General features: G+C 58.4%; 31 protein-coding genes. 22 read left to right on the top strand and 9 right to left on the bottom strand.

The annotated features are described in order from the left end of the window. The first annotated feature begins 99 nt into the window (after window positions 1-99). Both BSF40_RS26455 and BSF40_RS26450 read left to right on the top strand, forming a co-directional pair. A complete protein-coding gene (locus BSF40_RS26455) occupies window positions 100-336 on the top strand; it encodes a hypothetical protein (RefSeq protein WP_095967497.1) in 237 nt (78 codons plus the stop codon). A 229-nt stretch (window positions 337-565) separates the two neighbouring features. Further along, the gene (locus BSF40_RS26450; RefSeq protein WP_095967496.1) at window positions 566-775 is read left to right on the top strand and encodes a hypothetical protein; all 210 of its coding nucleotides are present in this window, start codon (window positions 566-568) and stop codon (window positions 773-775) included. 195 nt (window positions 776-970) lie between these two features. Here the strand turns inward: BSF40_RS26450 and BSF40_RS26445 are convergent, their stop codons facing one another. Further along, window positions 971-1,243: a DUF1654 domain-containing protein gene (locus BSF40_RS26445; RefSeq protein WP_172435759.1), complete on the bottom strand. Its 273-nt coding sequence runs from the start codon at window positions 1,241-1,243 to the stop codon at window positions 971-973. 545 nt (window positions 1,244-1,788) lie between these two features. Between BSF40_RS26445 and BSF40_RS26440 the strand changes: the two genes are divergently transcribed. The 10 genes from BSF40_RS26440 to BSF40_RS26395 all read left to right on the top strand — a co-directional run bounded on the left by BSF40_RS26440 (window position 1,789) and on the right by BSF40_RS26395 (window position 7,214). Next, entirely contained in the window at window positions 1,789-2,061 is a 273-nt protein-coding gene (locus BSF40_RS26440; protein ID WP_095967494.1) for a hypothetical protein, read from the top strand. A 418-nt stretch (window positions 2,062-2,479) separates the two neighbouring features. After that, window positions 2,480-2,875 (top strand): hypothetical protein, encoded by a 396-nt coding sequence (locus BSF40_RS26435; RefSeq protein ID WP_095967493.1) that lies wholly within the window; start codon window positions 2,480-2,482, stop codon window positions 2,873-2,875. Next, window positions 2,875-3,066, top strand: a complete 192-nt coding sequence (locus BSF40_RS26430; RefSeq protein WP_095967492.1) for a hypothetical protein — start codon at window positions 2,875-2,877, stop codon at window positions 3,064-3,066. The genes BSF40_RS26435 and BSF40_RS26430 overlap by 1 nt, the downstream gene beginning before the upstream one ends. Further along, complete coding sequence (locus tag BSF40_RS26425; RefSeq protein ID WP_095967491.1) at window positions 3,063-3,257, top strand: hypothetical protein; 195 nt, start codon at window positions 3,063-3,065, stop codon at window positions 3,255-3,257. The genes BSF40_RS26430 and BSF40_RS26425 overlap by 4 nt, the downstream gene beginning before the upstream one ends. A gap of 156 nt (window positions 3,258-3,413) precedes the next feature. Further along, window positions 3,414-4,568 (top strand): hypothetical protein, encoded by a 1,155-nt coding sequence (locus BSF40_RS26420; protein ID WP_095967490.1) that lies wholly within the window; start codon window positions 3,414-3,416, stop codon window positions 4,566-4,568. A 7-nt stretch (window positions 4,569-4,575) separates the two neighbouring features. Further along, window positions 4,576-5,358 (top strand): ERF family protein, encoded by a 783-nt coding sequence (locus tag BSF40_RS26415; RefSeq protein WP_095967489.1) that lies wholly within the window; start codon window positions 4,576-4,578, stop codon window positions 5,356-5,358. Then, window positions 5,342-5,959 (top strand): lambda exonuclease family protein, encoded by a 618-nt coding sequence (locus tag BSF40_RS26410; protein WP_095967488.1) that lies wholly within the window; start codon window positions 5,342-5,344, stop codon window positions 5,957-5,959. Before BSF40_RS26415 ends, BSF40_RS26410 begins: the two co-directional genes overlap by 17 nt. 9 nt (window positions 5,960-5,968) lie before the next feature. Further along, window positions 5,969-6,442 (top strand): single-stranded DNA-binding protein, encoded by a 474-nt coding sequence (ssb, locus tag BSF40_RS26405; protein ID WP_095967487.1) that lies wholly within the window; start codon window positions 5,969-5,971, stop codon window positions 6,440-6,442. 1 nt (window position 6,443) lies between these two features. Next, a complete protein-coding gene (locus BSF40_RS26400; RefSeq protein WP_095967486.1) occupies window positions 6,444-6,800 on the top strand; it encodes a hypothetical protein in 357 nt (118 codons plus the stop codon). A gap of 81 nt (window positions 6,801-6,881) precedes the next feature. Next, entirely contained in the window at window positions 6,882-7,214 is a 333-nt protein-coding gene (locus BSF40_RS26395; protein ID WP_095967485.1) for a hypothetical protein, read from the top strand. On the opposite strand, the gene BSF40_RS32345 is transcribed toward BSF40_RS26395, so the two are convergent. Both BSF40_RS32345 and BSF40_RS26390 read right to left on the bottom strand, forming a co-directional pair. Beyond that, window positions 7,195-7,398 carry a hypothetical protein gene (locus BSF40_RS32345; RefSeq protein ID WP_141249804.1) on the bottom strand — a complete coding sequence of 68 codons (204 nt, stop codon included), beginning with the start codon at window positions 7,396-7,398 and terminating at the stop codon, window positions 7,195-7,197. The two genes, BSF40_RS26395 and BSF40_RS32345, sit on opposite strands and share 20 nt — an antisense overlap. 259 nt (window positions 7,399-7,657) lie before the next feature. Then, window positions 7,658-8,005 carry a hypothetical protein gene (locus BSF40_RS26390; RefSeq protein ID WP_095967484.1) on the bottom strand — a complete coding sequence of 116 codons (348 nt, stop codon included), beginning with the start codon at window positions 8,003-8,005 and terminating at the stop codon, window positions 7,658-7,660. Between the two features lie 170 nt (window positions 8,006-8,175). On the opposite strand from BSF40_RS26390, the gene BSF40_RS32800 reads away from it, so the two are divergent. Further along, on the top strand, window positions 8,176-8,325 hold the full coding sequence (locus tag BSF40_RS32800) for a hypothetical protein (RefSeq protein ID WP_172435755.1): 150 nt from the start codon (window positions 8,176-8,178) through the stop codon (window positions 8,323-8,325). 15 nt (window positions 8,326-8,340) lie between these two features. On the opposite strand, the gene BSF40_RS26385 is transcribed toward BSF40_RS32800, so the two are convergent. Then, window positions 8,341-9,177, bottom strand: a complete 837-nt coding sequence (locus tag BSF40_RS26385; protein ID WP_095967483.1) for a TIR domain-containing protein — start codon at window positions 9,175-9,177, stop codon at window positions 8,341-8,343. Between the two features lie 201 nt (window positions 9,178-9,378). On the opposite strand from BSF40_RS26385, the gene BSF40_RS26380 reads away from it, so the two are divergent. Further along, the gene (locus BSF40_RS26380; protein ID WP_095967482.1) at window positions 9,379-10,941 is read left to right on the top strand and encodes a DNA cytosine methyltransferase; all 1,563 of its coding nucleotides are present in this window, start codon (window positions 9,379-9,381) and stop codon (window positions 10,939-10,941) included. A gap of 457 nt (window positions 10,942-11,398) precedes the next feature. Here BSF40_RS26380 and BSF40_RS26370 read toward each other — a convergent pair whose 3' ends face one another. Beyond that, entirely contained in the window at window positions 11,399-12,184 is a 786-nt protein-coding gene (locus tag BSF40_RS26370) for a hypothetical protein (RefSeq protein WP_141249803.1), read from the bottom strand. 49 nt (window positions 12,185-12,233) lie between these two features. On the opposite strand from BSF40_RS26370, the gene BSF40_RS26365 reads away from it, so the two are divergent. Together BSF40_RS26365 and BSF40_RS26360 are read left to right on the top strand one after the other, a co-directional pair. After that, entirely contained in the window at window positions 12,234-12,482 is a 249-nt protein-coding gene (locus BSF40_RS26365) for a hypothetical protein (protein WP_095967479.1), read from the top strand. A gap of 52 nt (window positions 12,483-12,534) precedes the next feature. Then, window positions 12,535-12,891, top strand: a complete 357-nt coding sequence (locus BSF40_RS26360) for a hypothetical protein (protein ID WP_095967478.1) — start codon at window positions 12,535-12,537, stop codon at window positions 12,889-12,891. Window positions 12,892-12,925: 34 nt separating this feature from the next. On the opposite strand, the gene BSF40_RS26355 is transcribed toward BSF40_RS26360, so the two are convergent. Next, window positions 12,926-13,207: an excalibur calcium-binding domain-containing protein gene (locus tag BSF40_RS26355; protein ID WP_095967477.1), complete on the bottom strand. Its 282-nt coding sequence runs from the start codon at window positions 13,205-13,207 to the stop codon at window positions 12,926-12,928. A 110-nt stretch (window positions 13,208-13,317) separates the two neighbouring features. On the opposite strand from BSF40_RS26355, the gene BSF40_RS26350 reads away from it, so the two are divergent. The 3 genes from BSF40_RS26350 to BSF40_RS26340 all read left to right on the top strand — a co-directional run bounded on the left by BSF40_RS26350 (window position 13,318) and on the right by BSF40_RS26340 (window position 15,669). After that, window positions 13,318-13,563 carry a hypothetical protein gene (locus BSF40_RS26350; RefSeq protein ID WP_095967476.1) on the top strand — a complete coding sequence of 82 codons (246 nt, stop codon included), beginning with the start codon at window positions 13,318-13,320 and terminating at the stop codon, window positions 13,561-13,563. Then, complete coding sequence (locus BSF40_RS26345; protein WP_095967475.1) at window positions 13,560-14,285, top strand: hypothetical protein; 726 nt, start codon at window positions 13,560-13,562, stop codon at window positions 14,283-14,285. The genes BSF40_RS26350 and BSF40_RS26345 overlap by 4 nt, the downstream gene beginning before the upstream one ends. 127 nt (window positions 14,286-14,412) lie before the next feature. Further along, complete coding sequence (locus BSF40_RS26340) at window positions 14,413-15,669, top strand: Arm DNA-binding domain-containing protein (RefSeq protein WP_371918128.1); 1,257 nt, start codon at window positions 14,413-14,415, stop codon at window positions 15,667-15,669. On the opposite strand, the gene katG is transcribed toward BSF40_RS26340, so the two are convergent. Beyond that, window positions 15,652-17,925, bottom strand: coding sequence for a catalase/peroxidase HPI (gene katG / locus BSF40_RS26335; RefSeq protein ID WP_095967473.1), 2,274 nt, complete (start codon window positions 17,923-17,925; stop codon window positions 15,652-15,654). The two genes, BSF40_RS26340 and katG, sit on opposite strands and share 18 nt — an antisense overlap. Before the next feature lie 310 nt (window positions 17,926-18,235). Here katG and BSF40_RS32795 point away from each other — a divergent pair, with 310 nt between their 5' ends. Further along, window positions 18,236-18,394, top strand: a complete 159-nt coding sequence (locus BSF40_RS32795; protein WP_172435754.1) for a hypothetical protein — start codon at window positions 18,236-18,238, stop codon at window positions 18,392-18,394. Between the two features lie 115 nt (window positions 18,395-18,509). Here BSF40_RS32795 and BSF40_RS26330 read toward each other — a convergent pair whose 3' ends face one another. After that, window positions 18,510-18,707, bottom strand: a complete 198-nt coding sequence (locus BSF40_RS26330) for a YbdD/YjiX family protein (RefSeq protein ID WP_034150399.1) — start codon at window positions 18,705-18,707, stop codon at window positions 18,510-18,512. Between the two features lie 14 nt (window positions 18,708-18,721). Continuing rightward, window positions 18,722-20,779, bottom strand: a complete 2,058-nt coding sequence (locus tag BSF40_RS26325) for a carbon starvation CstA family protein (RefSeq protein WP_095967472.1) — start codon at window positions 20,777-20,779, stop codon at window positions 18,722-18,724. 357 nt (window positions 20,780-21,136) lie between these two features. Here BSF40_RS26325 and BSF40_RS26320 point away from each other — a divergent pair, with 357 nt between their 5' ends. Both BSF40_RS26320 and BSF40_RS26315 read left to right on the top strand, forming a co-directional pair. Beyond that, window positions 21,137-22,501 (top strand): cache domain-containing protein, encoded by a 1,365-nt coding sequence (locus BSF40_RS26320; protein WP_095967471.1) that lies wholly within the window; start codon window positions 21,137-21,139, stop codon window positions 22,499-22,501. Window positions 22,502-22,535: 34 nt separating this feature from the next. Beyond that, entirely contained in the window at window positions 22,536-23,168 is a 633-nt protein-coding gene (locus tag BSF40_RS26315) for a response regulator transcription factor (RefSeq protein ID WP_095967470.1), read from the top strand. Window positions 23,169-23,305 lie beyond the last annotated feature (137 nt).

The raw sequence follows: 23,305 nt of genomic DNA, 5'->3' as shown, positions 1-23,305 counted from the left end.
CCGGGCTTCTCGTATCTGTCCTTCGCTGATAATCTGAACGGCTCTGCACAACTCAGGGCGAGCACACGAATGGTGCGCTCCATCTGCCCTGGTACCGCTATGAGCAGAAGCCGCCGCAAGACCCCGATATTCCCCATCACCAGTGCCACCTCTGAAGCCTTCGACAAAGCAACCTGGCATCGGGCCTTTCGCCGAGCAGAAAATCAGCGCCTGCAATCCGACTCAGGAAGCGAGCCTCGCCACTTTCACGAATTCTCCAGCCCCTGGCTGATGCAGAAGGACGGCAAGCACTGGTGGAATGATGCGTCCGGCCGACCTGATGCAATGCGCAAGTAAGAGCGGTGGTGCCCACCCGGTCTACGCGGACCTCAGTTGACGGCGCTCCGTCGCAAACAGGCCACCACTGAGCGGGTTTCCATCTCGGAGACATGTTTTTCACGAAACGCTCACAAAATGGAGCGCAGATTGAACAGACAAAAGGATTTGACCCCGTACAGAAAGCCCGCCACTGAGCGGGCTTTTTGTTGCCTGCTACGCTTTTCCTCACGTAAAGGAGGACCAAGCCATGCCAACCAACGACCTCATCCCTTCCCTGATCTACAAGCTCAACGAAAACCAGCTCGCTATTGCAGAAGCAGTTGAAGGCATCTCCTTTTGGATAGAGCAGCTGCATGGCCCGGCAGAGGATGCAGTCAGAATCCGCAATTCTCTGACCAAGCTCGATGAAAATTTGGAGTTCATCACGCGCGGAGTTGCCGAACTGATGAATGACTAAGGCTGTCCAGCGCCGGGCTTTTTTCGCTACTGCGACATGCTTTTCACGAAGCGATCACAGAATAAAGCGCAGATTGTCGCTACTCCTTACATCCCTTAGCCCGCCCGCATGCGGGCTATTTTTTTGGTCGGCGTTTGGCTCTCCATCCGCCTGATCGAAATCGAAGCCCGCCGCGTCCGGGCTTTTTCATTCGTGTCAGAAAGGCGCTGCTTCTTCCTCTAGATCAAATTCCGGCACGCCCTTCCCCGCCGTCTCCAGCTCCTGCTGCTCCCACCTCACCGTCACGCTGCCGTCGTCATTCAGCGTGAGTTCCAGTTCATCCGTGTCGGCGATCACCCCTATCACTTCTTCCCACTCCCTATCCCCATCCGTGTCCAAGCGGTGGATCGTCACCCAACGCTGAATCTGCGCAACCGGGTGATTGATCATCGATGAGACGCGAAGCCCCAGCCTCTCTATTCCGCTCATCTCCTGTCGATCTGCTGGTGTTTCATGCTTCTTCGACTTCGCCACACTCGCCCCTAATGCTGTACATCCATACAGGTTTAGCAAAGCTTATCGCAGTCGCTTGAAAATGTAACCCCTGAAACCGGAGGTTCCGCGTCGTGAAAAATCACACGAAAATAATTAGGCATTACCTATTTACAGGTATTAGGCATTGGCTTATTGTTCAGCCATCGCAACCGAGTACCCGGAAAGGGACCGCCACTGCGAAGGGCCTCAAAGGGCCTGACCGCTCTTTAACAGTCAGGAATCTTCGCGGATCGATCCCCGGCAACGGGCACAGCGCGAAACACAAATTTCGATCTCCATGCCAGCTCTGGAACTGGCCGGACTCCCTACATGGGAGAACGCCAAACCATGCAAGCCAGCCGGCGAAGAACACCGAACACGAAATGTGTGACGCCGGCCAGGTGGGGAAACCGAGGCGCCGAGCATGGGGCGGAAACGGAATTTTTCACTGATGCACCTGGTTACCCGGGTGCATTGGGAAAACAGCCGGAGATAGCAGCATGCAGATCAACCAGCAGAAAACGGTGCAGGTCGACGTGACCGAATTGCACCTGCACATCAAGGTGCGCGACGGCTTCGCGGGCGGCCTGAAGGATGCACAGGGCCAAGAGGTGGGCAGCTACGAAGGCTATGTGCCGGACTTCTTCCCGGGGGATCACTACGGCGATTACCTGATTCTCAACATCGATCTGGAAACCGGCCAGATCAAGAACTGGAAGAAGCCAACCGCCGGCGACATCGAAAAAATGCTCGCCCAGGGCGAAGACGACTGACCGCCAGCATCACCTCTGCCCATTCAATGAGTGGGCAGACGGATGCGAACGATTCTGCACCGCGCAACGCGGCCCCCTGCATTCACAAGCACACAGCACGGAGGATTGGCAGCCATGCAGCAGTAAGCGATTCACTTGCATGGCGCAGCAAGCCTGAAGGCTGCGCCCAACACCTGACAGGCAGCGGACAGCAGGGCTGAGGATGTGACCGCGCATCAACCGGGGACCGGTAGGCCCAACCGAACGACATCGCACATTGCTGATGCTGCAAACCCAGGTCGTCGCCAGTAGCGGGCCTGGGCAACTATCTCCCGACACCACCCGCATGCACTCCCCTCTGCGCCCAACGGCAACCTGCGGAATGGATGAGTGCAGCCGAGTTTTGTTGGATCAACACCCCGCCACCTTGGAGGCGACCATGAACGCACTCGCAGCAGCACAATCCCACTGGGACCGCATGATCCCTGACGATACCTCAGCGCGTGATGAGGCCGCAGACGATTGGTCCTACAACGCCGCCGAGCAGTTGGTGCTGGGCTGTGACGTTGTGATCCGCACTCGCCACCAAACGAAGGTGATCGGTTACGCCGATTTCCTCGGCAAGGTCCAGGCGCAGTTGAACCAGCGCCAGATCGACGGAGAGGACGACGAGGACAACTTTGCGCAGCTGGTCATTGCCGCAATCAATGGCGGAAACGTGAAGAGCTTCGCGGAAAAGTTACTGGGCCAGCAAGCCCCTCAGGACATCGCTATTAATCTGGTCGAACCATGGTTTGACCTGGCCATGGAACAGGTCGCGGAGAACGACGACTGATGAGCCCTCACATCCTTATCGACGAAGCGCTGGATAGCCTTGCGCATCCAGACAGCCCACCCGGCAACAGCATTCTGGTTCAGCAAGTCATCACCAATCTGATGACAGATCAGTTGATCACCCTCGAAGAATTCAGCCACTACTGCCAGCGCCTGCTGAAGCATTGCCGGCAGAGCAAGGAGTTCGCATGAGTACGCCACCGGTTAAAACGCTGATCGACGAGCAGCTCGATGAAATCGAGCGGCGCATCGCCATTCTCGGCTTCGGCCTTCCCTTCAATGAAGTGATCGGCCGCAACCGTGAAGAGCTTGTCGCTAACCTGCCGCAGCGCCTGGCAGCGACCATGAAGGGCGGTAGGATCGCGGTGAGGGTTCGGCCATGACCTCCTACCAACGCGCCAAGCGCCTCTACACATGGCGCGGCTCGGCCATCGCCCTTCTGCTTTTCACTGCCTGGATGCTGGCAAGCGCCTACTCCGGCCGGCTCACTCAATAACTCACACCTTCAAACGCTGCGTGCATCGCGGCAAGGATTTCCCGTGTCCGCAAATACCGAACTGGCCGTAGTGCCGCCGCAAGAAACCGCCCTTGCCGTTTACAGCACTGAAAAGGGCCTTGAGCCCTGGCTGCAGAAGATCCGCACCGAGATCGACGGCTTCACGCCGGATATCACCACTCGCAAGGGTCGTGATGCGATCGCCTCCATGGCCTACAAGGTGGCCCGATCCAAGACTGCTCTGGACGATGTCGGCAAGAAGCTGGTCGCCGATCTGAAGGAAGTGCCGAAGAAGATCGACGCCGAGCGCAAACGCGTTCGCGACACATTGGACTCATGGCAGGAAGAAGTCCGCCGCCCGCTGAACGAATGGCAGGCCGCCGAGGACGCCCGGGTCGACAAGCACAACGACGCAATCGAACGCATCCGGCTGCTGGCCGTGGATCTGGATGGCATCACCGCCGGAGACCTGGCCGACCGAGTAGCACAGCTCGAAGCGGTGGTCATGGGCGCCGACTGGGAAGAGTTCGAACCGGAAGCAGCTCGCGCCAAGGACAAGGCGCTGGGCGTTCTCCGCGCTGGCCTCGCCGCCCGTCAGCAGTACGAAGCTGAGCAAGAGGAACTGGCAAGGCTGCGCGCTGAAGCAGAGGCGCGAGCCAAAGCCGACCATGAAGCAGCAATCGCCCGGGAGGCGGCAGAGAAAGCCCAGCGCGAAGCCGAAGAAAAGGCCCAAGCGGAACGCGATGCAGCCGCCAAGCGCGAACAGGCGCTGATTGATCAGGCTGCACAGGCACAGCGCGACGCCGAGCGCAAAGTCCGCGAGGCCGAGGCCGCCGCTGCTAACCAGGCCCTGCAGCTGAAACTGGCCGCCGAACAGGCCGAGCGCCAGAAGCTGCAAGCCGAGGCTGATCGTGTCGAGTCCATTCGCCGCGCCGAGCAGGACCGCATTGCCGCCGAGCAGCGTCAGGCCGCAGCGGTTGAGCAAGCTCGACTGGACGAGATCGCCCGCCAGAACAAAGCCGCGGACGAGATCCTGCGCCAAGAAAAGCTGCGCGAGGCGGACAGGGTTCACAAGGGCGTCATCTACAAGGCTTCGAAAGAGGCATTCATGAAGCACGGAATGACCGAAGACTGCGCTCGACTGGCTGTAAAGCTGATCGCCAGCGGCTTCATCCCCGCCATCTCCATCAAGTACTGAGGTCGCCATGAGCAATCTTGCAGTGAAAGACCAGGTCGAGCGCTTGCCGGCCATTCAAACCGAGTCGGCGACCATCATGTCGATCATCCAGCAGGTAGCCATGAGCCCCGACGCTGACATCGACAAAATGGAACGCTTGATGGCGATGCATGAGCGCTTTCAGGCGCAGCAGGCCAAACAGCAGTACGACGACGCACTGGCCCAGATGCAGGAAGAGATGCCGGTGATCGGCGAACGTGGCGGCATCAAGGACAAAAGCGGCCGAATCCAGAGCACCTACGCGCTCTGGGAAGACATCAACGAAATGATCAAGCCAGTGATGGCCAAGTATGGCTTTGCCCTCACCTTCCGCACTCCGCGCAACGAGCGGGGAATCGAGGTTGAAGGCGTGCTGAGCCATCGCGCCGGGCACCGGGAAATCACCTCGATCGTCCTGCCTGTCGATGCATCGGGCAGCAAAAACGGCGTGCAGGCCGTTGCCTCCAGCGTCAGCTACGGCAAGCGGTACACCGCGGGCCTGCTGCTGAACATCACCACTACCGGCGAAGACGACGACGGCAACGGCCCGGCCGCCAAGATCACCCCGCGTGTCACCTCGGCCCAGGCTGCGCAGCTCGCCATGTTGCTGGAGAAGTGCAGCGACAAAGCGAAGTCCGCTTTCGCCGGCATCCACGGCACCCCGACCTCCGTTGAGAAATCCATGTTTGACCAGGTGCTGGCCATGCTCACCAAGTCAGCGACCCAAAACAGCAAAACCACCGAAGGGAAAGACGATGAAAATCATCAGTAACGTTGAGCAAGGGACTCAAGAGTGGCTGGACCTGCGCCTGGGCATCGTGACCTGCTCGGAGCTGGACGCTCTGCTAGTCAACGGCAAGGGTGAAGCAGGCTTCGGCGCCGGCGCATTCACCTACATGAACACGCTAATCGGCGAGCGCATCACCGGTGAAGCTGCCGATCCGTTTCAGGGTAACCGCCACACCGAGCGCGGCCATGAATACGAGGGCATCGCCCGCGGCCTGTACCAGTCGCAACTGGATGTCACCACCGAGCAGGTCGGCATCATCCTGAATCACGGTATCGGCTACTCGCCAGACTCGCTGATCGGCGAAGACGGCCTGTGCGAGATCAAGACCAAGCTGCCGAAATTTCAGGTGGAAGTGATCCTGTCCGGCGAGATCCCCAAGGAGCATGTCGCGCAGTGCCAGGGCGGCTTGTGGGTGTCGGATCGCGAGTGGATCGACTTCGTCAGCTACTGGCCGGGCATGAAGCTGTTTGTGAAGCGTGCCTACCGCGACGAAGTGATGATTCGCAAGATGAACGAGCGCGTCAAAACCTTCTACGAAATCCTCGACGAGCGCATGAACCGCGTGCTCGGCATCGCCGCTTAAGGAAATCCCATGCCAACACTTACCGACGTCGGCCGCATTGGCCGTGACGCTGAACTGCGCTACACCCCAGGCGGTGATGCCGTGATCAATCTGGCGCTGGCCTGCGACTACGGCCGCAAGGGCCAAGACGGCAAACGCCCGACCCAATGGGTTGACGCAACTCTCTGGGGAAAGCAGGCCGAAGCCATGGCGCCCTACCTGCTCAAGTGCCAGCAGGTCTACTTCACCATGGACGACGCCCACATCGAAACCTATGCCAAGACTGGCGGCGGTGAGGGCTTCAAGCTGACGGGCAAGATCATCCTGATCAAGTTCGTCGGGTCACCGCCTCAGGCGGCCAATCAACCGCAGCAGCAGGCCAGACCTCAACAGTCCCGGCAGCAAGCGGCGGCCCGACCAGCGCAGAACCAACAAGCGGCCCCGCCCGACAGCTTCGACGACGACATCCCCTTTGCGCCACTTCACCATTTAAACGGTGCCTGACATGGACCAAGCATTCGAAGAAGCCGCAAAGCGGCAAAGCGGACTGGAAGCGGCGAAAGCTGCCTTCTTCGCATCTGGGGGTCAGGCGCAGCTGATTCCGACTGGCATTGGCAAGGACAGCCCAGGCGTCAATCAAATCCCGAAGCCCGCGTACGGCTATCGGAACATCGAGGCGCCAAAGACCAAGCGCGGGCGACTCATCAGCGACGACGAAAAATCCGCCTTGGCCGCTCAATTGGCGGAGTGCAGAGCGGCCGGCATGACGCGGTACAAGGCCAGCAAGCACCTCGGCATAAGCGAAACGCTTTGCCGTCGGCTGATCGCCGATTACTCGCTCGACTTCCCGGCTACGACCTGATGCGCAGGATGGCGCGCTTGCAGCAACGCAAACGACAAACCTGGCTGGATTTGCCGGTCAGCGGAATAGAAGAGGTATCCCATGGCAGCCGCGCAGAAAGAACGATCGGCAAAGACTGCGGCGAGGCGAAAGACTCGCGGAGAGGAAGAAATCCGGCTGCATTGCATGGCTGGCACCCGACAGGCACTGGCTGAGCTGATGGCCTGGAGCGGCATCGAGGAACAGGGTGAGGCGATCACGCTGATGATTCATCACCTTCATGGATTAGGGCCTCAAAAGTCCGCCCCGCTACTGGCCCCACCGCGACACGTTTACGAGATACCCGAAAACGTGTCGCTGGCTTTTCACCGAAAAAGCATGCTGATGATTCAGCAGGATTCGGGGGATGAAGTGATCAGCCCATCATACCTGTAGCGAATGCGCTCGAAAGTTCGGATTTTGTTTGATCGATGTTCTGCCAGTTATAGCGAGGATGATTGGGGACAAGCATCTCGGTTGCTCTGGCCAGCAAAACCTCAGCACTACATTGACCTCTCGATGCCGCATCGAATACAGCTACAAGTGCTTGTTCTAGTGCTATCTCACGATCTGTTGCCATTTTCTCTCCTTGATCCGGCTCCATGCCGGTCACCCGTAATACCCCACCACAACCCAAATTGCCACTGTCGCATCCGGTCACGGAGGGCGGCGCATACCCGAGGTAACCGCAATGCCAATTGCAACAGATACCGTCGAGTTCCTTGAAGAGCTGAACGGCGGCGCATTCGCCAATGCTGACACTCGGCACCTTCGATCCAAAATAAAAAATAGGTAGCCCGTCCGATACAGCGGGTTACCCCTTCAACCGGATGGCTCGCCTATATTTGTTGCATCCGACCGCGGAGGACTACTTCATCTTGATTGATGGTCGATCGGCGCAACTCTGGATCGTTTTCATTGAGGCACCGAAACTGCAACTCGGCATTGGCATAGCGACCGTAACCAGAATCCCTGAATGTACCTTTTACAGGCATCAGCTGCTTGTCTTTACTCTCACAGAAAGCATTGGCCTCTTGATATAGCTCAGCCTCTACAGCTCCTCCGCCAAAGGTCGTGAAGCGCCCATCCTTCGCGATCATGTAGGTGTCTCGACCCATGGGTACGACTCCCGGACCGGAGCAGCCGGCGATGAGCAAAGCAATCGTTGAAACCAGCAAAAGCCGCATCTGTTGCGCTCCATGCATAAGGGGATGGCGATCATAGAGCCATCACTCTGCCGCATCACCAAATTTCAAACCAACTTTCGCATCCGGTGACGGAGGGCGGCGCCAGATTGCTGAATTGTGGCTGACAAGTACTGGGCGAGCGCCCCAGGCTCAAGGAATAGCAGGAGACGGTGTCCACGTTCCTGATCAACCTGGCCACCGCGCCCGCCGAAGAGTCCGATCACTTCGCAAATATGTCTCGACCGGAAATCATTGTCACGGAAAAATGGGCGCGACAGCTGGAGGGGCTGTCCAAAAAAGGCGAGAAAAGCCAATACTAACTTAATTCAGCACCGTCAAGCTTTCTTGGACGGCTTCGATGGGTACGGTGGCGGTGGCGGTGGCGGTGGCGGAGGTATCGGTAAAGGTGGTGGTGGAGGAATCCGACCGTTATTCTTCGTAAGTACTCCCCATATTTCACGCTCACCAACCCCGTACCTTTTAACTTGCAATGCAATCGAAGGGATATCATCCCCACGCTTAGCCAAATTAAGTATGATTGATTCAAGCTCAGAAGACTCTAGGGCACTCGCATCCATTTCGCTCTTTGATTCAAGATCCCTGATTCGACTAGAAAGAGATCGAGTATTAGCAAGTATTTCAGACAAAATACTTGCATCTGATCTAGGAACGACTTCTTCGACAGGTTGATTATCCTCCAACGCCTTTGCAAACTTTGCCTCAAATTGAGGCCAATAAGTCTCGAAGACCTGACGAAGAATGCGCTCATCCAATCTATTTAGCTCGAGACAATTATTCAGGGAGCACGTGAGCCCCCACATCGAAGTTCTCTCTGGCATTGTATGGTTGAATTGAGCTAGAGGATCCTCAATATCACTCGGATTCAAATCAATCAAAAAAGTACAAACTCTATTCGTACTCAGACCTTTTGCTAGCGCTCCGGTCTCGAAAAGAATCCATGGTTTGTTTTTATTTTCTTGAGTCAAGCACACAATGCCTGCTGCAGTGTCTTTGAGCTGATCCGATATTTCTGAGAACCAAATTGCTCCTTTATCTATATCACGGGTAGAAATCCAAGGATGTGAAGCTTGGAGAACACATTTTATCCAGTCGCTGATTAACTCTGCGACAGCTTTGCTGCGCTGACCAGACCAACTTACGAAAACCTTCATTGAACAGCTCCATGCGCCTTGCTCCGAGTTGGACAATGTCGCATGGCCAGCACACAAAATCCATCATCAGAACACTGTCACGCCCAGTCTTTCGATGCGACGCACCGCTTCCCCGCATTGCTAATAAGCGTCTGCTCTTAAATCTAAGCCGAACACAATTACCCTACTTCAACGAATCACGCCAACTGGCGAGGATCCCCTATGGAAATCACCTACGGCTCGGTCTGCTCCGGCATCGAGGCGGCATCTCTTGCATGGAAGCCGCTCGGCATGCGGGCCACCTGGTTCGCCGAGATCGAGGCCTTCCCCAGCGCGGTGCTGGCTCACCACTACCCGAACACACCGAACCTCGGCGACATGACCAAGCTCGGCGCCCAGGTGCTGGCCGGCAAGATCGCCGCGCCGGACATCCTCGTCGGTGGTACTCCCTGCCAGGCCTTCAGTGTCGCCGGCATGCGCGAAGGCCTCGCCGACCCGCGGGGCGCCCTCACCATCAAATACGTGGAGCTCGCAGATGCAACTGACTATGTTCGCGCCAGCCGCCGACAGCCGCCCTGTGTCATCGTCTGGGAAAACGTCCCCGGCGTCCTCAGCGACAAAGGGAACGCCTTCGGATGCTTTCTTGGCGCGCTTGCTGGGGAAGACTGCGAACTGCAGCCTTCAGGGAAAAGGTGGCCGGACGCTGGTTGTGTGTATGGACCCAAAAGAACAATCGCGTGGCGGGTCCTGGACGCCCAATATTTCGGCCTGGCCCAACGACGCCGCCGTGTGTTCGTTATCGCAAGTGCTCGAGACGGATTCGATCCCACCGAGGTACTTTTTGAGCGAGAAGGCATGCGCCGGGATACTGCGCCGCGCCGCGGCGAGGGGCAAGACGTTACCGGAACAGCTCCTTTCGGCCCTGCGCTCCAGTGCGGATGCGGACACGTGTTCGGCGAAGAGCTCGGACCGTACGGCTGCGTAAACTGCGAGGGTGATGAAGGCCCGGCGGTGAGCATGTTCGGCGGGATCCCGGCATTCGGCGGTCACAGTCTGGAAGGGTCGGTCGAGCGATCGGCCACCCTCACAGCGAAGGACAGCCGGCTAGACGTGGAAAGCGAGACGTTCTTCGTAGCTCCGACACTCGCCGGCGGCGCACGCAAGTCCGGTGGATACAGCTACGACGACGTGCCCTGTGTCACGGCAACACTGGATGCGAGTTACGGTCGACTTCAAGGCTGCTCAGGCCAGGACGCCAATCACGGCCACAGCCACCTCGTTGTGCATGGCACGCAGGATCCTGACATCAACATAGATTTAGCTCACCCACTCGGTCGCAATAGCGGGCAAGAAAACGCATTGATGGCTTTCACACAGAACAGCCGAAGCGAAGTGCGCCACATTGCTGGTGACGGCCAGATCGTCGGCGCCCTCGCTGCCGAAGCCGGAGCGCAACAACAGAACTACTTGGCCTACTCCACCAAACTGCATCACACGTCTGCATGCGGCGCCGGGAAGCTGTATGAGGAATACACTGCATCGCTCGATGCATGTAGCCCACCGCCGGCACTGCTGATTCCTTCCCAGGTTCGGCGCCTCATTCCCCGCGAGTGCGAACGCCTCCAGGGCATGCCCGACGACTACACGCTGATCCCTTGGCGTGGTAAGCCCGCCGCAGAGTGCCCCGACGGACCACGCTACAAGGCGATCGGGAACAGCAAAGCAGTCACCGTTGTGAGCTGGATCGGGCGGCGGATTTTGCGGCAGATCGGTCTGGATCAGTGAGCAGATCTTCGTCAGCCGAGCTTAGTGCTGGCTCCAAATCTTGCAGCCGATTGGGATCCTGCGGCTGGAGTCTTCTTCGAGCTCGATCAGCTTCAAGCCGCTCTCTTGTACGTTCCACGTCATACACTTTGTCACCCTGAATAGCGTCTAAAGACGACGATATACGAAAGTGTCCCCCGCACGGCGCGCAATAAAAACGGACTCCACCACCAAATGATAGGTCCTCTACCGCTTCGGTGTTCCCACAAACTGGACAACCCATCGCAGCACCTCACTTGTTTTATTTGATCACGCAACTGTAGCTGATGTTTTACCACCCTACACCGCCCGGGCATGACGCGGCAGGACATTCTTTATTTTAAACTGAATATCGCACACAGACTGATGGCACTTCATCTGCGGGAACTGCCCAAAAGATGATCAAGCTGATAGATTACTCCGCGTTAGTTCACCACTCTTAAAGTGCAAGAATCCTTTTTGAAACTCTCACATATGGCTCACCCTCATCAAAGCTCGGAATTTCTTCCAAATCGAAAATTTGAGTTCCGGATGCGCCATTTAATCTTATAAACGAAACCCTTAGCTCAACCACATCACCTTGGTACAGTATATCTACAAGAGTTAATTGATGCTTACTATCCCGATCGACCAATGGATAATGATACGCAATTAGCTCACTTCGATCATTCGCCATAACGCATACCGCCACGTGCTCACACTGCGCACCAACGTTATGCAGACTGAAGTGAGCATTCTCATAACGGTCACCCTCAATAAAGTCGTCGCTCATGCTCTCGAAATGAATGTGAAATACTGGCTCAAGAGTTAAATTCTGATTTCTCAAAGACTCGCGGGTAACATGATTCAATTCTGTTTGCTGTTTTACTGATTCTTTCAGCTCATGCGCCTGCAGGAGCAAAGCCTGAGAACTGAGTTTCAGCTCTCGCCCTTGCTGGATATAACCTAGCACAAGCCATAGAAATGCTAGCGGCCCGAACACTCCAGCAGCTAGATCACCAATTTCATTTAGCTTTAAAACAATAAGCTCTTCGAATCTAGATCCCATTATGAGAATTGCACCGCCGACATATACGACAGTGATATGCGCTGCCCACCACTCTAAACTCCTGCTGCCCCACCACTTGGCTTGGAGCCTCCAGTAATCGCAATACTGCTTCAAAATATTTTTCCCTAATGAAATTGACCAACACACAGTAACAAAACATTGAACGCTCAGCAGCACCCCCCCTCCCCTTTTCAAAGTCAGCCGCTATAGCGGCAAGGACGAAGTCATGCCTGAAGAAATTGTCGCGACCTTGCGAGAGCGGATCATCCAGTACATGCGAAAGAACGAGAAAAGTGCTCGCGACTGGTTCCCCACCTGGTGGTTCAAGTTTCATGTCTCAGGGGCCCGTGACACCCCCGAGATCCGCCGAGAGCTCGAGCGGATGAAGCGTGACGGCTTGGTCGAGTCAGACCACAGCCAGTGCAACAACACCAAATGGAAGTTGATAGAGAAGCCCGGCGAGGTGATGCCATGATCATCCCGGCCCTCGCCTACATGGCCTGGCTCATCTACTCGGGGCCACGCCGATGAAAGCATGTATCGAGAAGAAGCTGAGCAAGCGCCTTGTTCTTCTGTATCCGTCGCTATATGGGCGCGCCTGGATCGACGACGACCATTCCGAGCTGGCTTACGAGCAGAAGACACGAGTGAGCCACGTTCCGTCCGTTGGCGGTGAGTACTGCTCATATTCGGGTGATTGCAACGATGCATACAGCGTCTGGGATGACTGGAGCCGCATGTGGCCTTGGCACGGTTTTTTCAATGATTACCCGGAGGGGCATGAGCATGAGTACTTCCCCAACACGGAAGGCTTCAGGCCGACCACCCGCAACCTGCTGAAGCTGGCCGCCGACTGCGAGCCGGCATCCAAAGCAAAAGCCTAACCCCTCTTCCACCTACCAGCCTGCCGGTGAACGGTCATCGACACCATTGCGACTCACACGGTATCCCATCGTCGTCTCCGTCCATTTCCATTCCTGGGCAATTTTGCAGAAAGTTTTTGGCCTCTGCGCACGAGGTCATCTGCGAGCAATATTTGCGCCCATCACATTTGACTGGAGCCGAAACAGACTTCGGCGCAGTCACGACCGTAGAGGTTCTTTGGGGACTCGATAGCCGAGCCTCAGCCCAGGACTGCAATTCAGGGGAAAACTTCCAAGCCAACAAACCAACAACAAGCACTATCAAAATCAGTTTCATCTTGATCCATCCATGATGAGAGACCGTTTGCGTTCTCACGTTGCCTGCATTCCAGCGTAACCCACTAATCCACATACAGCCTGCCGGTGAACGGCGGGCGAGGACTGCGCGTGAATATTTACAGACATTTGTTCGCAGCCGTCTGCCCATCGGACGGCGAATTGATCATCTACCGGCTGGAAGTTAGGTCTCTGGCGATGATCCGAGTCGAACACATCAAGGCCGCAACCGCGGTCATCAAGAAAGGCTGGCACGAACAGATCGCCGACCGCCTGGCCGAGGACATCGGCGGCGATCAAACGATCATTGCCACGCATCAGGGCGTCGAGATAGAGACAGTGAGGCTCAGCGGATGATCGCTTATCACGGCACGCCAATTGGCGGCACGCGGCAAGACGGCGCCCGGTTCCTTGCTGGCCGGCATGCGCTTGTACCGTTCCCGCGCCAGGACGACATGGGCATTGTCGCCGATGTCTGCCAATCGTTCGTCTTCGACAACGGCGCGTTTTCGGTCTGGAAGAAAGGCGGCACGCTGGATGTCGATGGGTACACCCGCTGGGTCGAACAGTGGCATCGACACCCGGGCTTTGACTGGGCGCTGATCCCCGATGTTATTGACGGAGATGAAACAGCGAACGATGCACTTCTGGCAGCCTGGCCGACGGAATTGCGCGGCGTGCCGGTCTGGCATCTGCACGAATCGCTTGAGCGCCTGACGCGCCTGGCTGACGACTGGCAGACGGTGGCTATCGGCAGTTCAGGTCAGTGGGCAAGCCCGGGAACGCCAGCATGGTGGAAACGGATTAGCTCAGCAATGGACGCAATATGCGACGACCAGGGCCGCCCCGCGTGTCGCCTGCACGGCCTACGAATGCTTGACCCAGCGATCTTCCAGCACTTGCCATTCGCCTCGGCTGACTCCACGAACGCCGCGGTGAATGGCGGCAGCATCAGCCGCTTCGGCATGTATGCCCCGCCCACCGCCGGCCAGCGCGCCAACGTCATCGCCGACCGCATCGAATCACACAACAGTTCGCCGATCTGGCAGCGAGAAACTCAGGCCGAGATGGCCATCTAATCCACCACCTTCTGTCGCCATACGCGGCATGGAGCATGCACATGGTCAGATACAAGACCGTAGAGCAGTTCTCTCGGGAGTCGGGCTATACCCCCGACGCCATCAGAACCAAAATCCGCGACGGCAAATGGCCGAAACATCTTGTTTGGCGGAAAGCGCCAGACGGCAGAATTTTAATAGACGTAGAGGGATATTACTCATGGGTCGAGATGGGGGAGGCGTCCGCGCCGCATCTGCAAGTAGTATCGAAATCACTTTCCAATACCAGGGCGTCAGGTGCCGTGAGCGCATCGCGCTCAAGCCCACCGCCGCTAACCTGAAAAAGGCCGAGCAGCACAAGACTGCGATTGAGTATTCGATCGCGAACGGGACTTTCGATTATGCCGCAACGTTCCCGAAGTCGAAGCGCGCCGACGCATTCAAGCGCACCGATGCCAGACAAACCATTGGGGATTACCTGGAAGAATGGCTGGAGCGGAAAACTCCGACACTCAAATCAAGCACGGTCGCGTTCTACGAAGCGACAATCCGCGCAACCCTCAAACCGATGTTCGGCGACCTGCCTCTTAATGAGTTGTCAAAAAAGATCATCAGAGAAAAGATGTCGACCTATAAGGTGGCCAACAAGACGCTGATGAATGTTCAGAGCTGCTTTCGCTCTGCACTTAACGACGCAGTTGAGGATGAAATTTTGGAGAGCAACCCGCTTTCTGGGTGGGCTTACAAGAATCGTGAACAGCTAAAGGAGGAAGATGACGTTGATCCATTCACTCGCGAGGAGCAAGTGGCGATATTAGCTGCAGCCAGGGGCAATACGTGGCCGCAATTGCAGTTCTCTTTCTGGACAGGTCTTCGACCCAGCGAACTGATCGCCTTGGAATGGGGGGATATCGACTGGATCGCGGGGGAGGTAAGGATCGTCAGGGCCAAGACGCGGGCTGCGAAAGAGCCAGAGTCGACCAAGACGTTATCAGGAAGGCGCACCGTGAAGTTACTGGCTCCGGCGCGAGAAGCGTTGCTCAAACAGAAAGAGTTGACCTTCCTGGCTGGCGGCAGGGTGTTTCTCAACACAATCACCGGAGAGCCCTGGAAGCATGCCGGATACATTTACCGGGTCATCTGGATGCCGGCGATGAAGAAGTCAGGTGTTAGGTGGCGGCGACCCTATCAGAGTCGCCACACCTATGCCTCGATGATGCTATCTGCTGGCGAGAATCCAATGTGGGTAGCCAAGCAACTTGGCCACAAAGACTGGACCATGATCGCCAAGGTTTATGGTCGCTGGATGCCCTCCGCTGATGTCGGAGCCGGAGGGCGAGCCGAGGCACTTTTTGCCGGTAATGCCAGCGTTATGACAACATCTCCTCTAGACAGTGCGGTTTAAGTCGAAACGATCCAGGTTCATCACTTTGGTCCACGCAGCCACGAAGTCCTTGACGAATTTCTGCTGCGCATCGGCGCTGGCATAGACTTCGGCCAGCGCACGCAACTGCGCGTTCGAACCGAAGACCAGGTCAACCCGGGTCCCCGTCCACTTCACAGCACCGGTTTTGCGATCACGCCCTTCGAACGCCTGCTGGGCATCCGACACCGGTTTCCACTCCACGCCCATGTCCAGCAGGTTGGTGAAGAAGTCATTGGTCAGCGCTTCCGGACGCTGGGTGAACACACCGTGTTTGCTCTGGCCGACGTTGGTGTTCAACACCCGCAGGCCACCCAGCAGTACCGTCATTTCCGGTGCGCTGAGCGTCAGCAGTTGTGCCTTGTCGATCAGCAAGGATTCGGCGGGCACGCGGTACTGGGTTTTCAGGTAGTTACGGAAGCCGTCGGCAATCGGTTCAAGGAAACCGAAAGACTCGACATCGGTCTGTTCCTGGCTGGCGTCCGTGCGACCCGGGCTGAACGGCACCGTCACACTGTGGCCGGCGTTTTTTGCCGCCTGTTCGACACCCGCGCCACCGGCGAGCACGATCAGGTCGGCCAGGGAGATTTTCTTGCCGCCGGCTTGCGCGCTGTTGAACTCCTTCTGGATGCCTTCAAGTTTGGCCAGCACGTTGGCCAGTTGCTCCGGCTGGTTGGCCGGCCAGGATTTCTGCGGCGCCAGGCGCAGGCGCCCGCCGTTGGCACCGCCGCGTTTGTCGGAACCACGGAAGCTGGACGCTGCGGCCCACGCCGTCGATACCAGCTGCGAGACCGACAGGCCGGACGCCAGCACCTTGCTTTTCAGGCCTGCCACATCGCTGTCGTTGACCAGCGGATGATCGACGGCAGGGATCGGGTCTTGCCACAGCAGCTCTTCGCCCGGCATTTCCGGGCCGAGGTAGCGCGAGAGCGGGCCCATGTCACGGTGAATGAGTTTGTACCAGGCGCGCGCGAAGGCATCGGCCAGTTGATCGGGGTTGGCCAGGAAGCGCCGGGCAATGGGTTCGTAGATCGGGTCGAAACGCAGGGCCAGGTCCGAGGTCAGCATGGTCGGATCACGACGTTTCGACGGATCAAAGGCATCCGGAATGATCCCGGCACCGGCACCGTTCTTCGGTTTCCACTGATGGGCGCCGGCCGGGCTCTTGGTCAGTTCCCAGTCGAAACCGAACAGGTTTTCCAGGTAGTTGTTGCTCCATTTGGTGGGCGTGGTGGTCCAGGTCACTTCCAGGCCGCTGGTGATGGCATCGGCCCCTTTGCCGGTGCCGAATGTGCTCTTCCAGCCCAGGCCTTGCAGCTCAAGGCCGGCGGCTTCCGGCTCCGGCCCGACGTTGTCGGCAGGCCCGGCGCCGTGGGTCTTGCCGAAGGCGTGGCCACCGGCGATCAACGCCACGGTTTCCTCATCGTTCATCGCCATGCGGCCGAAGGTTTCGCGAATGTCCTTGGCCGAGGCGACCGGGTCCGGTTCGCCTTCCGGGCCTTCCGGGTTCACATAGATCAGGCCCATCTGCACCGCGGCGAGGGGGTTTTCCAGATTGCGACCATTGTCGGTACGGCTGTCCTCGTTTCTGCCAGGCTCAGCCACCAAGGGCACATCGCCGGGTTTTTGCGCCGGTTTGTCTTCTTTTCCGTAACGCGAGTCACCGCCCAGCCATTTGCTTTCAGAACCCCAGTAAACGTCTTCGTCCGGTTCCCAGACATCCGCGCGTCCACCGGAAAAGCCAAACGTCTTGAAGCCCATGGATTCCAGGGCGACGTTGCCGGTGAGGACGATCAGGTCGGCCCAGGAAATCTTGTTGCCGTACTTTTGCTTGATCGGCCAGAGCAGCCGGCGGGCCTTGTCGAGGCTGACGTTGTCCGGCCAGCTGTTGAGCGGTGCAAAGCGTTGCTGGCCGGAACCTGCGCCGCCCCGGCCGTCACCGGTGCGATAGGTGCCTGCGGCGTGCCAGGACATGCGGATAAAGAGAGGTCCATAGTGACCGAAGTCCGCCGGCCACCAGTCCTGGGAATCGGTCATCAGCGCAGTCAGGTCTTTTTTCAGCGCCTGGAAGTCAAGGCTCTTGAAGGCTTCGGCGTAGTTGAAATCGCCCCCCAACGGGTCAGACTTGGGCGAGTGTTGACTCAGGATCTTCAGATTCAGTTGGTTCGGCCACCAGTCGCGGTTCGTCGTGCCACCGCCAGCGGCGTGATTGAACGGGCATTTCGATTCAGTTGACATGGCATCTCCTCTTGATTTTGTTTTCAGCTAACCACCCTTGAGCGTGGATCCGGATCACCGATTGATGAAATAGCTTTTCGGTATGGGATCCATAGCCTTAAGGCTATGACAGCCCCGCGATCAGTCGCTCCAGACCATCCATTAAAGTACCGGTCCGGGAAACTGTCGCTTCATCCGGTGGAGATAGCTGATAAACAGCGCAAATCAGTCATGCGATGCAAGATCATCAACACCTGCCACAATGGATTAACACCATTTGCTACAAGGACGTTGGCAACTGGAAGGATTGTTTGCCGCGAGAGGTTTCGCCATGTACCTCAAAGCCATTGTCATCTGGGTATTGCTGGCGATCATCGTTGTCGCCGTGCTCGGTCGCCTGGTGCATAACGCCAAGGTCGCCGACCGGGCGCTCAAGATCGCCAAGCCGGATCATCAGCCTCACGGGCGAAAGAATGACAAGGCCCCATGACTGACCCGGGGCAACAGGGGCGGCGACGATTCGGATCGCCGCGCGGCCTCAATCACTCGAGACTTTGCTCCAGGCAATAAAAAACCGGCCTTTCAGCCGGTTTTTTATTGTTCACTCAACAGCACTTGGGTCCGGCTTTACTGCCGTAACGGGCTTCCTGGCGCTCGCGGAAGAACGCCTCGTAGTCCATCAGCGGTTTGTCCGGGTGCTTGGTCTGCATGTGCTCGACGTAGTTGTCGTAGTCGGGCATGCCGACCATCAGGCGCGCGGCCTGACCGAGGTATTTGCCCAGGCGACTCAGGTCATTGAACATGCTGCCCTCCTTGCCTATGCATTCGGCAACGCCTGGAATGGCGCTTCTTTATCCGTACGCTCTTTGTTGCCCCAGGCGGCGATACCGACCTTGAGCGCGAAGAACAGGATGCTGAACACCACGAACAGGAACAGTGCGGTCAGCGTGGCGTTGGTGTAGGCGTTGAAGATCACGTGCTGCATCTGCTCGATGCTCTTGGCCGGGGCCAGCACCTGACCATTGGCCAGGGCATCGCTGTATTTCTTCGCCAGGGCGAGGAAGCCGATCGCCGGGTTGGCATCGAACAGCTTGATGAAGCCGGCGGTGGTGGTGCAGATCAGCAACCACACAGCCGGCAGCAAGGTGACCCAGGCATAACGCTGGCGTTTCATCTTGATCAGCACCACGGTGCCGAGCATCAGCGCGATACCGGCCAGCATCTGGTTGGAGATACCGAACAGCGGCCACAAGGTATTGATGCCGCCCAGCGGGTCGATCACGCCCTGGTACAGCAGATAACCCCACATGGCCACGCAACCGGCGGTGGCGATCAGGTTGGCGGTCCAGGATTCGGTGCGGCGCAGGGCCGGCACGAACGAACCGAGCAGATCCTGAAGCATGAAGCGCCCGGCACGGGTACCGGCGTCGACTGCGGTCAGGATGAACAGCGCTTCGAACAGGATCGCGAAGTGGTACCAGAACGCCATGGTGTTCTCGCCCGGCAACAGCTGGTGCAGGATCTGCGCGATCCCCACCGCCAGGGTCGGCGCACCACCGGCACGGGCCAGGATGGTGGTTTCCCCGATGTCATGGGCCACCGCTTGCAGGGCTTCCGGCGTGATCGCAAAGCCCCAGCTGCTGACAGTTTGCGCAACGGCCACTGCATCGGCGCCGACCACGGCCGCCGGGCTGTTCATGGCGAAGTACACGCCCGGATCGATCACCGACGCGGCGACCATGGCCATGATGGCCACGAAGGATTCCATCAGCATGCCGCCGTAACCGATGTAACGGGCATGCCCCTCATTGGCGAGCAATTTCGGCGTGGTGCCCGAAGCGATCAGCGCGTGGAAACCCGAGACCGCACCACAGGCGATGGTGATGAACAGGAACGGGAACAGACCGCCCTTCCAGACCGGGCCGGTGCCGTCGATGAACTGGGTCAGGGCCGGCATTTTCAGCTCGGGCATGGTCACCAGGATGCCGATGGCCAGGGCGACGATGGTGCCGATTTTCAGGAAGGTCGACAGGTAGTCACGGGGTGCCAGGATCAGCCACACCGGCAACACCGCGGCAACGAAACCGTAGCCGATCAGCATCCAGGTGATCTGGATACCGGTGAAGGTAAAGGCCTTGGCCCACACCGGATCCGCGGCAATCTGCCCGCCGAGCCAGATGGAACCGAGCAGCAACAACACGCCGATCACCGAGATCTCACCGATGCGGCCCGGGCGGATGTAGCGCATGTAGATGCCCATGAACATCGCGATCGGGATAGTCGCCATCACCGTGAAAATGCCCCAAGGGCTCTCGGCCAGGGCTTTCACCACGATCAGCGCCAGCACCGCGAGGATGATGATCATGATCAGGAAGCAACCGAACAGCGCGATGGTGCCGGGGATGCGGCCCATTTCTTCACGGACCATGTCGCCCAGGGAGCGGCCGTTGCGGCGGGTGGACATGAACAGGACCATGAAGTCCTGCACGGCACCGGCCAGCACCACGCCAGCGATCAGCCACAGCGTGCCGGGCAGGTAGCCCATCTGCGCCGCCAGCACCGGGCCGACCAGCGGACCGGCACCGGCAATGGCCGCGAAGTGGTGACCGAACAGCACGTGTTTGTTGGTCGGAACGTAGTCCAGACCATCGTTATTGAGCACAGCCGGCGTGGCCCGAGTGGGATCGAGCTGCATCACTTTGTTGGCGATGAACAGGCTGTAGTAGCGGTAGGCAACGAGGTAGATGGCGACGGCTGCGACTACGATCCACAGGGCGTTGATCGCTTCGCCGCGGCGCAGGGCCACGACACTCAGCGCAATCGCTCCCAGGACAGCCACGGCAAACCAGGCGAGGTGTTTAGCCAGACGGGGCATAGCGTGTCTCCTGCCGACAGCCAGTGACTGCGGCGGTAATTTTTATAATTGTGTCCGCGGTGCGGAGCTGGCCCAATATCTGCGCATGCCGTCCACAAATAAATCCGCGTTACTACGTACGTGGCGTCTACGTAGTTCTACGTAGACGCCATAGATCCCCTGTGGGAGCGGGCTTGCTCGCGAAGGCGGTGGATCAGTCAATATTGATGTCAACTGACCCACCGCTTTCGCGAGCAAGCCCGCTCCCACACTGGTTTTGCATTTCATCCCGGCCACCGGTCATTCCGTCCAGCAACGCTACAGGCCGAGCGCCTCTTTGGCATATGATCCCCAGCCTTCGCGCGGGCAGGAGTCAACATGCAGCTCAAACACAAGATCGTCGCCCTCGGGATTCTGCCGCTGGTGCTGGCCATTGCCGTCATCTGCGCGCTGGTGATTTCCCTCAACCGCCAATTGGGCGATCAACAGGCGCAACTCATCGAAGACAGCATTCTGGCGAGCAAGCGCGCGGAGTTGAAAAACTACGTGGAAATGGCCCAGAGCCTGATCGCCCCGCTGTACGACGACGGCCATGGCGACGCCCGTGCCCAGCAGCAAGTGCTGGAAGAACTGCGCAAGCTCAGCTTCGGCATCAACGGCTACTTCTTCGTCTACGACCACGAAGGCCGCAGCCTGATGCATGCGCGCCAGTCGGACCTGGTGGGCCAGTACCTGTGGGACATGAAGGATCCCCATGGCCTGCCGGTGATTCAGGCGTTGCTCAAAAGCGCGCAATCGGGTGAAGGCTTTCAACGCTACGCCTGGAACAAGCCCTCCTCCGGCCAGGTGACCGACAAGCTCGCCTACGTGGTGATGCTCGACCGCTGGGGCTGGATGCTCGGCACCGGCATCTACCTCGAAGACGTCGAGCGCGCCACCCAGCAGGCCCGTGCCGAAGTGGCCATGGGCATCCGCAAGACCATGATGGCGATTGCCGTGGTCGCCCTGGTCGCGGTGCTGTTTGTCTTCGCCACCGGCATGACCCTCAACGTCAGCGAACATCGCCTGGCGGACAAGAAACTGCAGCGCCTGACCCAGCGCATCGTCAGCCTGCAGGAAGAAGAACGATCCCGGGTGTCCCGCGAGTTGCACGACGGCGTCAGCCAGGTGCTGGTCTCGATCAAGTTCCAGTTCGAACTGGCCAGCCACCTGCTGGAAAGCGGACAAGCCCAGGACAAGGGCCTGAACACCTTGAAAGACGCCACCGAACGCCTGGGCGATGCCATCGGTGAAGTCCGCAGCCTCTCCCATGACCTGCGCTCATCCTTGCTCGACACCCTCGGCCTGCCGGCGGCCATCGGCCAATTGGCCGCGGAATTCGAGCAGCGCAGCGGGCTGACCGTGACCTACGACGAAAATGAATTCGACTGCCAACTGGTCGACGGCGCGGCGGTGTCACTGTTCCGCATCGTCCAGGAAGGCCTGACCAATATCGAACGCCACGCCCAGGCGAAGCACGTGTCCATTACACTGCGCGGCTGCGACGAGTCCGTGCGGCTGACGCTGGTCGATGACGGCATCGGTTTCAACGTCGCCCAGGTCGAACGGCGTCAGGCCGGCATTGGCTTGCGTAACATCCGCGAACGCGTCGAACATTATGGCGGGCGCTTCGACTTGATCTCGGTGCCGGGCAGAAGCGAGCTGGACGTACGACTGCCGATGAAGCCTGGCGCAAAACACTGAGCCGGCCCCACCACTACAAGAGTGAATAGCTGCGATGAACCTGCCCTCCCCGATCCGCATCGCCCTGGTCGACGATCACTCCCTGGTGCGCGACGGCATCAAGGCGCTGCTGGCCGTGATGTCGCCCCTGGAAATGGTCGGCGAAGCGGAAAACGGCGCCGACGCCATCGACATGGTCGGACGCTGCCAGCCGGACCTGCTGCTGGTCGACATCAGCCTGCCGGACATGAACGGCCTGGAACTGACCCGCGTGCTGCGCAGCCAGTACCCGTCGCTCAAGGTGCTGGTGCTGAGCATGTACGACAGTTACGAATACGTCAGTGAATCGGTGCGCTCTGGCGCCAGCGGCTACGTGCTGAAAAACGCCCCGTCACGGGAAATCATCGCCGCCATCGAAGCCATCACCAGCGGCGGGACCTTCTACAGCGCCGACATCGCCCAACGGCTGATCGCCGACAAGAACACCGACAACGAACTGACCCCGAGGGAAAGTCAGGTGCTGTCGAAGATGGCGCAAGGGCTGAACAACAAGGAAATGGCCCGGGAACTGGACATCAGCGTGCGCACGGTGGAAACACACCGCCTGAGCATCCGGCGCAAGCTCAACATCGACAAACCGGCGGCGCTGGTCAAATACGCCATCGATCACGGCCTCATTTCCCGCTGACACCCCGCCCCACTGTGGCCACTGCAAAAACCTGTGGGAGCGGGCTTGCTCCGGGCGGCGTTCCGACGAAGGCGGTGTGTCATTCGATGTTGATGGTGACTGGTACAACGCCTTCGTCGGAACGCCGCCCGGAGCAA

The sequence above is a fragment of the Pseudomonas sp. ACN5 genome (assembly GCF_002303975.1).
In the GTDB taxonomy this organism is placed as follows: Bacteria; Pseudomonadota; Gammaproteobacteria; order Pseudomonadales; family Pseudomonadaceae; genus Aquipseudomonas; species Aquipseudomonas laurylsulfatiphila.
This window is presented reverse-complemented; position numbering and strand designations above follow the sequence as displayed.

Bases quoted from the DNA above. Each gene is read 5' to 3' on its own strand.
- BSF40_RS26455 (WP_095967497.1), top strand. From the start codon at position 100: ATGAGCAGAAGCCGCCGCAAGACCCCGATATTCCCCATCACCAGTGCC.
- BSF40_RS26450 (WP_095967496.1), top strand. From the start codon at position 566: ATGCCAACCAACGACCTCATCCCTTCCCTGATCTACAAGCTCAACGAA.
- BSF40_RS26445 (WP_172435759.1), bottom strand. From the start codon at position 1,243: ATGAGCGGAATAGAGAGGCTGGGGCTTCGCGTCTCATCGATGATCAAT.
- BSF40_RS26440 (WP_095967494.1), top strand. From the start codon at position 1,789: ATGCAGATCAACCAGCAGAAAACGGTGCAGGTCGACGTGACCGAATTG.
- BSF40_RS26435 (WP_095967493.1), top strand. From the start codon at position 2,480: ATGAACGCACTCGCAGCAGCACAATCCCACTGGGACCGCATGATCCCT.
- BSF40_RS26430 (WP_095967492.1), top strand. From the start codon at position 2,875: ATGAGCCCTCACATCCTTATCGACGAAGCGCTGGATAGCCTTGCGCAT.
- BSF40_RS26425 (WP_095967491.1), top strand. From the start codon at position 3,063: ATGAGTACGCCACCGGTTAAAACGCTGATCGACGAGCAGCTCGATGAA.
- BSF40_RS26415 (WP_095967489.1), top strand. From the start codon at position 4,576: ATGAGCAATCTTGCAGTGAAAGACCAGGTCGAGCGCTTGCCGGCCATT.
- BSF40_RS26410 (WP_095967488.1), top strand. From the start codon at position 5,342: ATGAAAATCATCAGTAACGTTGAGCAAGGGACTCAAGAGTGGCTGGAC.
- ssb (WP_095967487.1), top strand. From the start codon at position 5,969: ATGCCAACACTTACCGACGTCGGCCGCATTGGCCGTGACGCTGAACTG.
- BSF40_RS26400 (WP_095967486.1), top strand. From the start codon at position 6,444: ATGGACCAAGCATTCGAAGAAGCCGCAAAGCGGCAAAGCGGACTGGAA.
- BSF40_RS26395 (WP_095967485.1), top strand. From the start codon at position 6,882: ATGGCAGCCGCGCAGAAAGAACGATCGGCAAAGACTGCGGCGAGGCGA.
- BSF40_RS32345 (WP_141249804.1), bottom strand. From the start codon at position 7,398: ATGGCAACAGATCGTGAGATAGCACTAGAACAAGCACTTGTAGCTGTA.
- BSF40_RS26390 (WP_095967484.1), bottom strand. From the start codon at position 8,005: ATGCGGCTTTTGCTGGTTTCAACGATTGCTTTGCTCATCGCCGGCTGC.
- BSF40_RS26385 (WP_095967483.1), bottom strand. From the start codon at position 9,177: ATGAAGGTTTTCGTAAGTTGGTCTGGTCAGCGCAGCAAAGCTGTCGCA.
- BSF40_RS26380 (WP_095967482.1), top strand. From the start codon at position 9,379: ATGGAAATCACCTACGGCTCGGTCTGCTCCGGCATCGAGGCGGCATCT.
- BSF40_RS26365 (WP_095967479.1), top strand. From the start codon at position 12,234: ATGCCTGAAGAAATTGTCGCGACCTTGCGAGAGCGGATCATCCAGTAC.
- BSF40_RS26360 (WP_095967478.1), top strand. From the start codon at position 12,535: ATGAAAGCATGTATCGAGAAGAAGCTGAGCAAGCGCCTTGTTCTTCTG.
- BSF40_RS26355 (WP_095967477.1), bottom strand. From the start codon at position 13,207: ATGAAACTGATTTTGATAGTGCTTGTTGTTGGTTTGTTGGCTTGGAAG.
- BSF40_RS26345 (WP_095967475.1), top strand. From the start codon at position 13,560: ATGATCGCTTATCACGGCACGCCAATTGGCGGCACGCGGCAAGACGGC.
- BSF40_RS26340 (WP_371918128.1), top strand. From the start codon at position 14,413: ATGGCCGAAACATCTTGTTTGGCGGAAAGCGCCAGACGGCAGAATTTT.
- katG (WP_095967473.1), bottom strand. From the start codon at position 17,925: ATGTCAACTGAATCGAAATGCCCGTTCAATCACGCCGCTGGCGGTGGC.
- BSF40_RS32795 (WP_172435754.1), top strand. From the start codon at position 18,236: ATGTACCTCAAAGCCATTGTCATCTGGGTATTGCTGGCGATCATCGTT.
- BSF40_RS26330 (WP_034150399.1), bottom strand. From the start codon at position 18,707: ATGTTCAATGACCTGAGTCGCCTGGGCAAATACCTCGGTCAGGCCGCG.
- BSF40_RS26325 (WP_095967472.1), bottom strand. From the start codon at position 20,779: ATGCCCCGTCTGGCTAAACACCTCGCCTGGTTTGCCGTGGCTGTCCTG.
- BSF40_RS26320 (WP_095967471.1), top strand. From the start codon at position 21,137: ATGCAGCTCAAACACAAGATCGTCGCCCTCGGGATTCTGCCGCTGGTG.
- BSF40_RS26315 (WP_095967470.1), top strand. From the start codon at position 22,536: ATGAACCTGCCCTCCCCGATCCGCATCGCCCTGGTCGACGATCACTCC.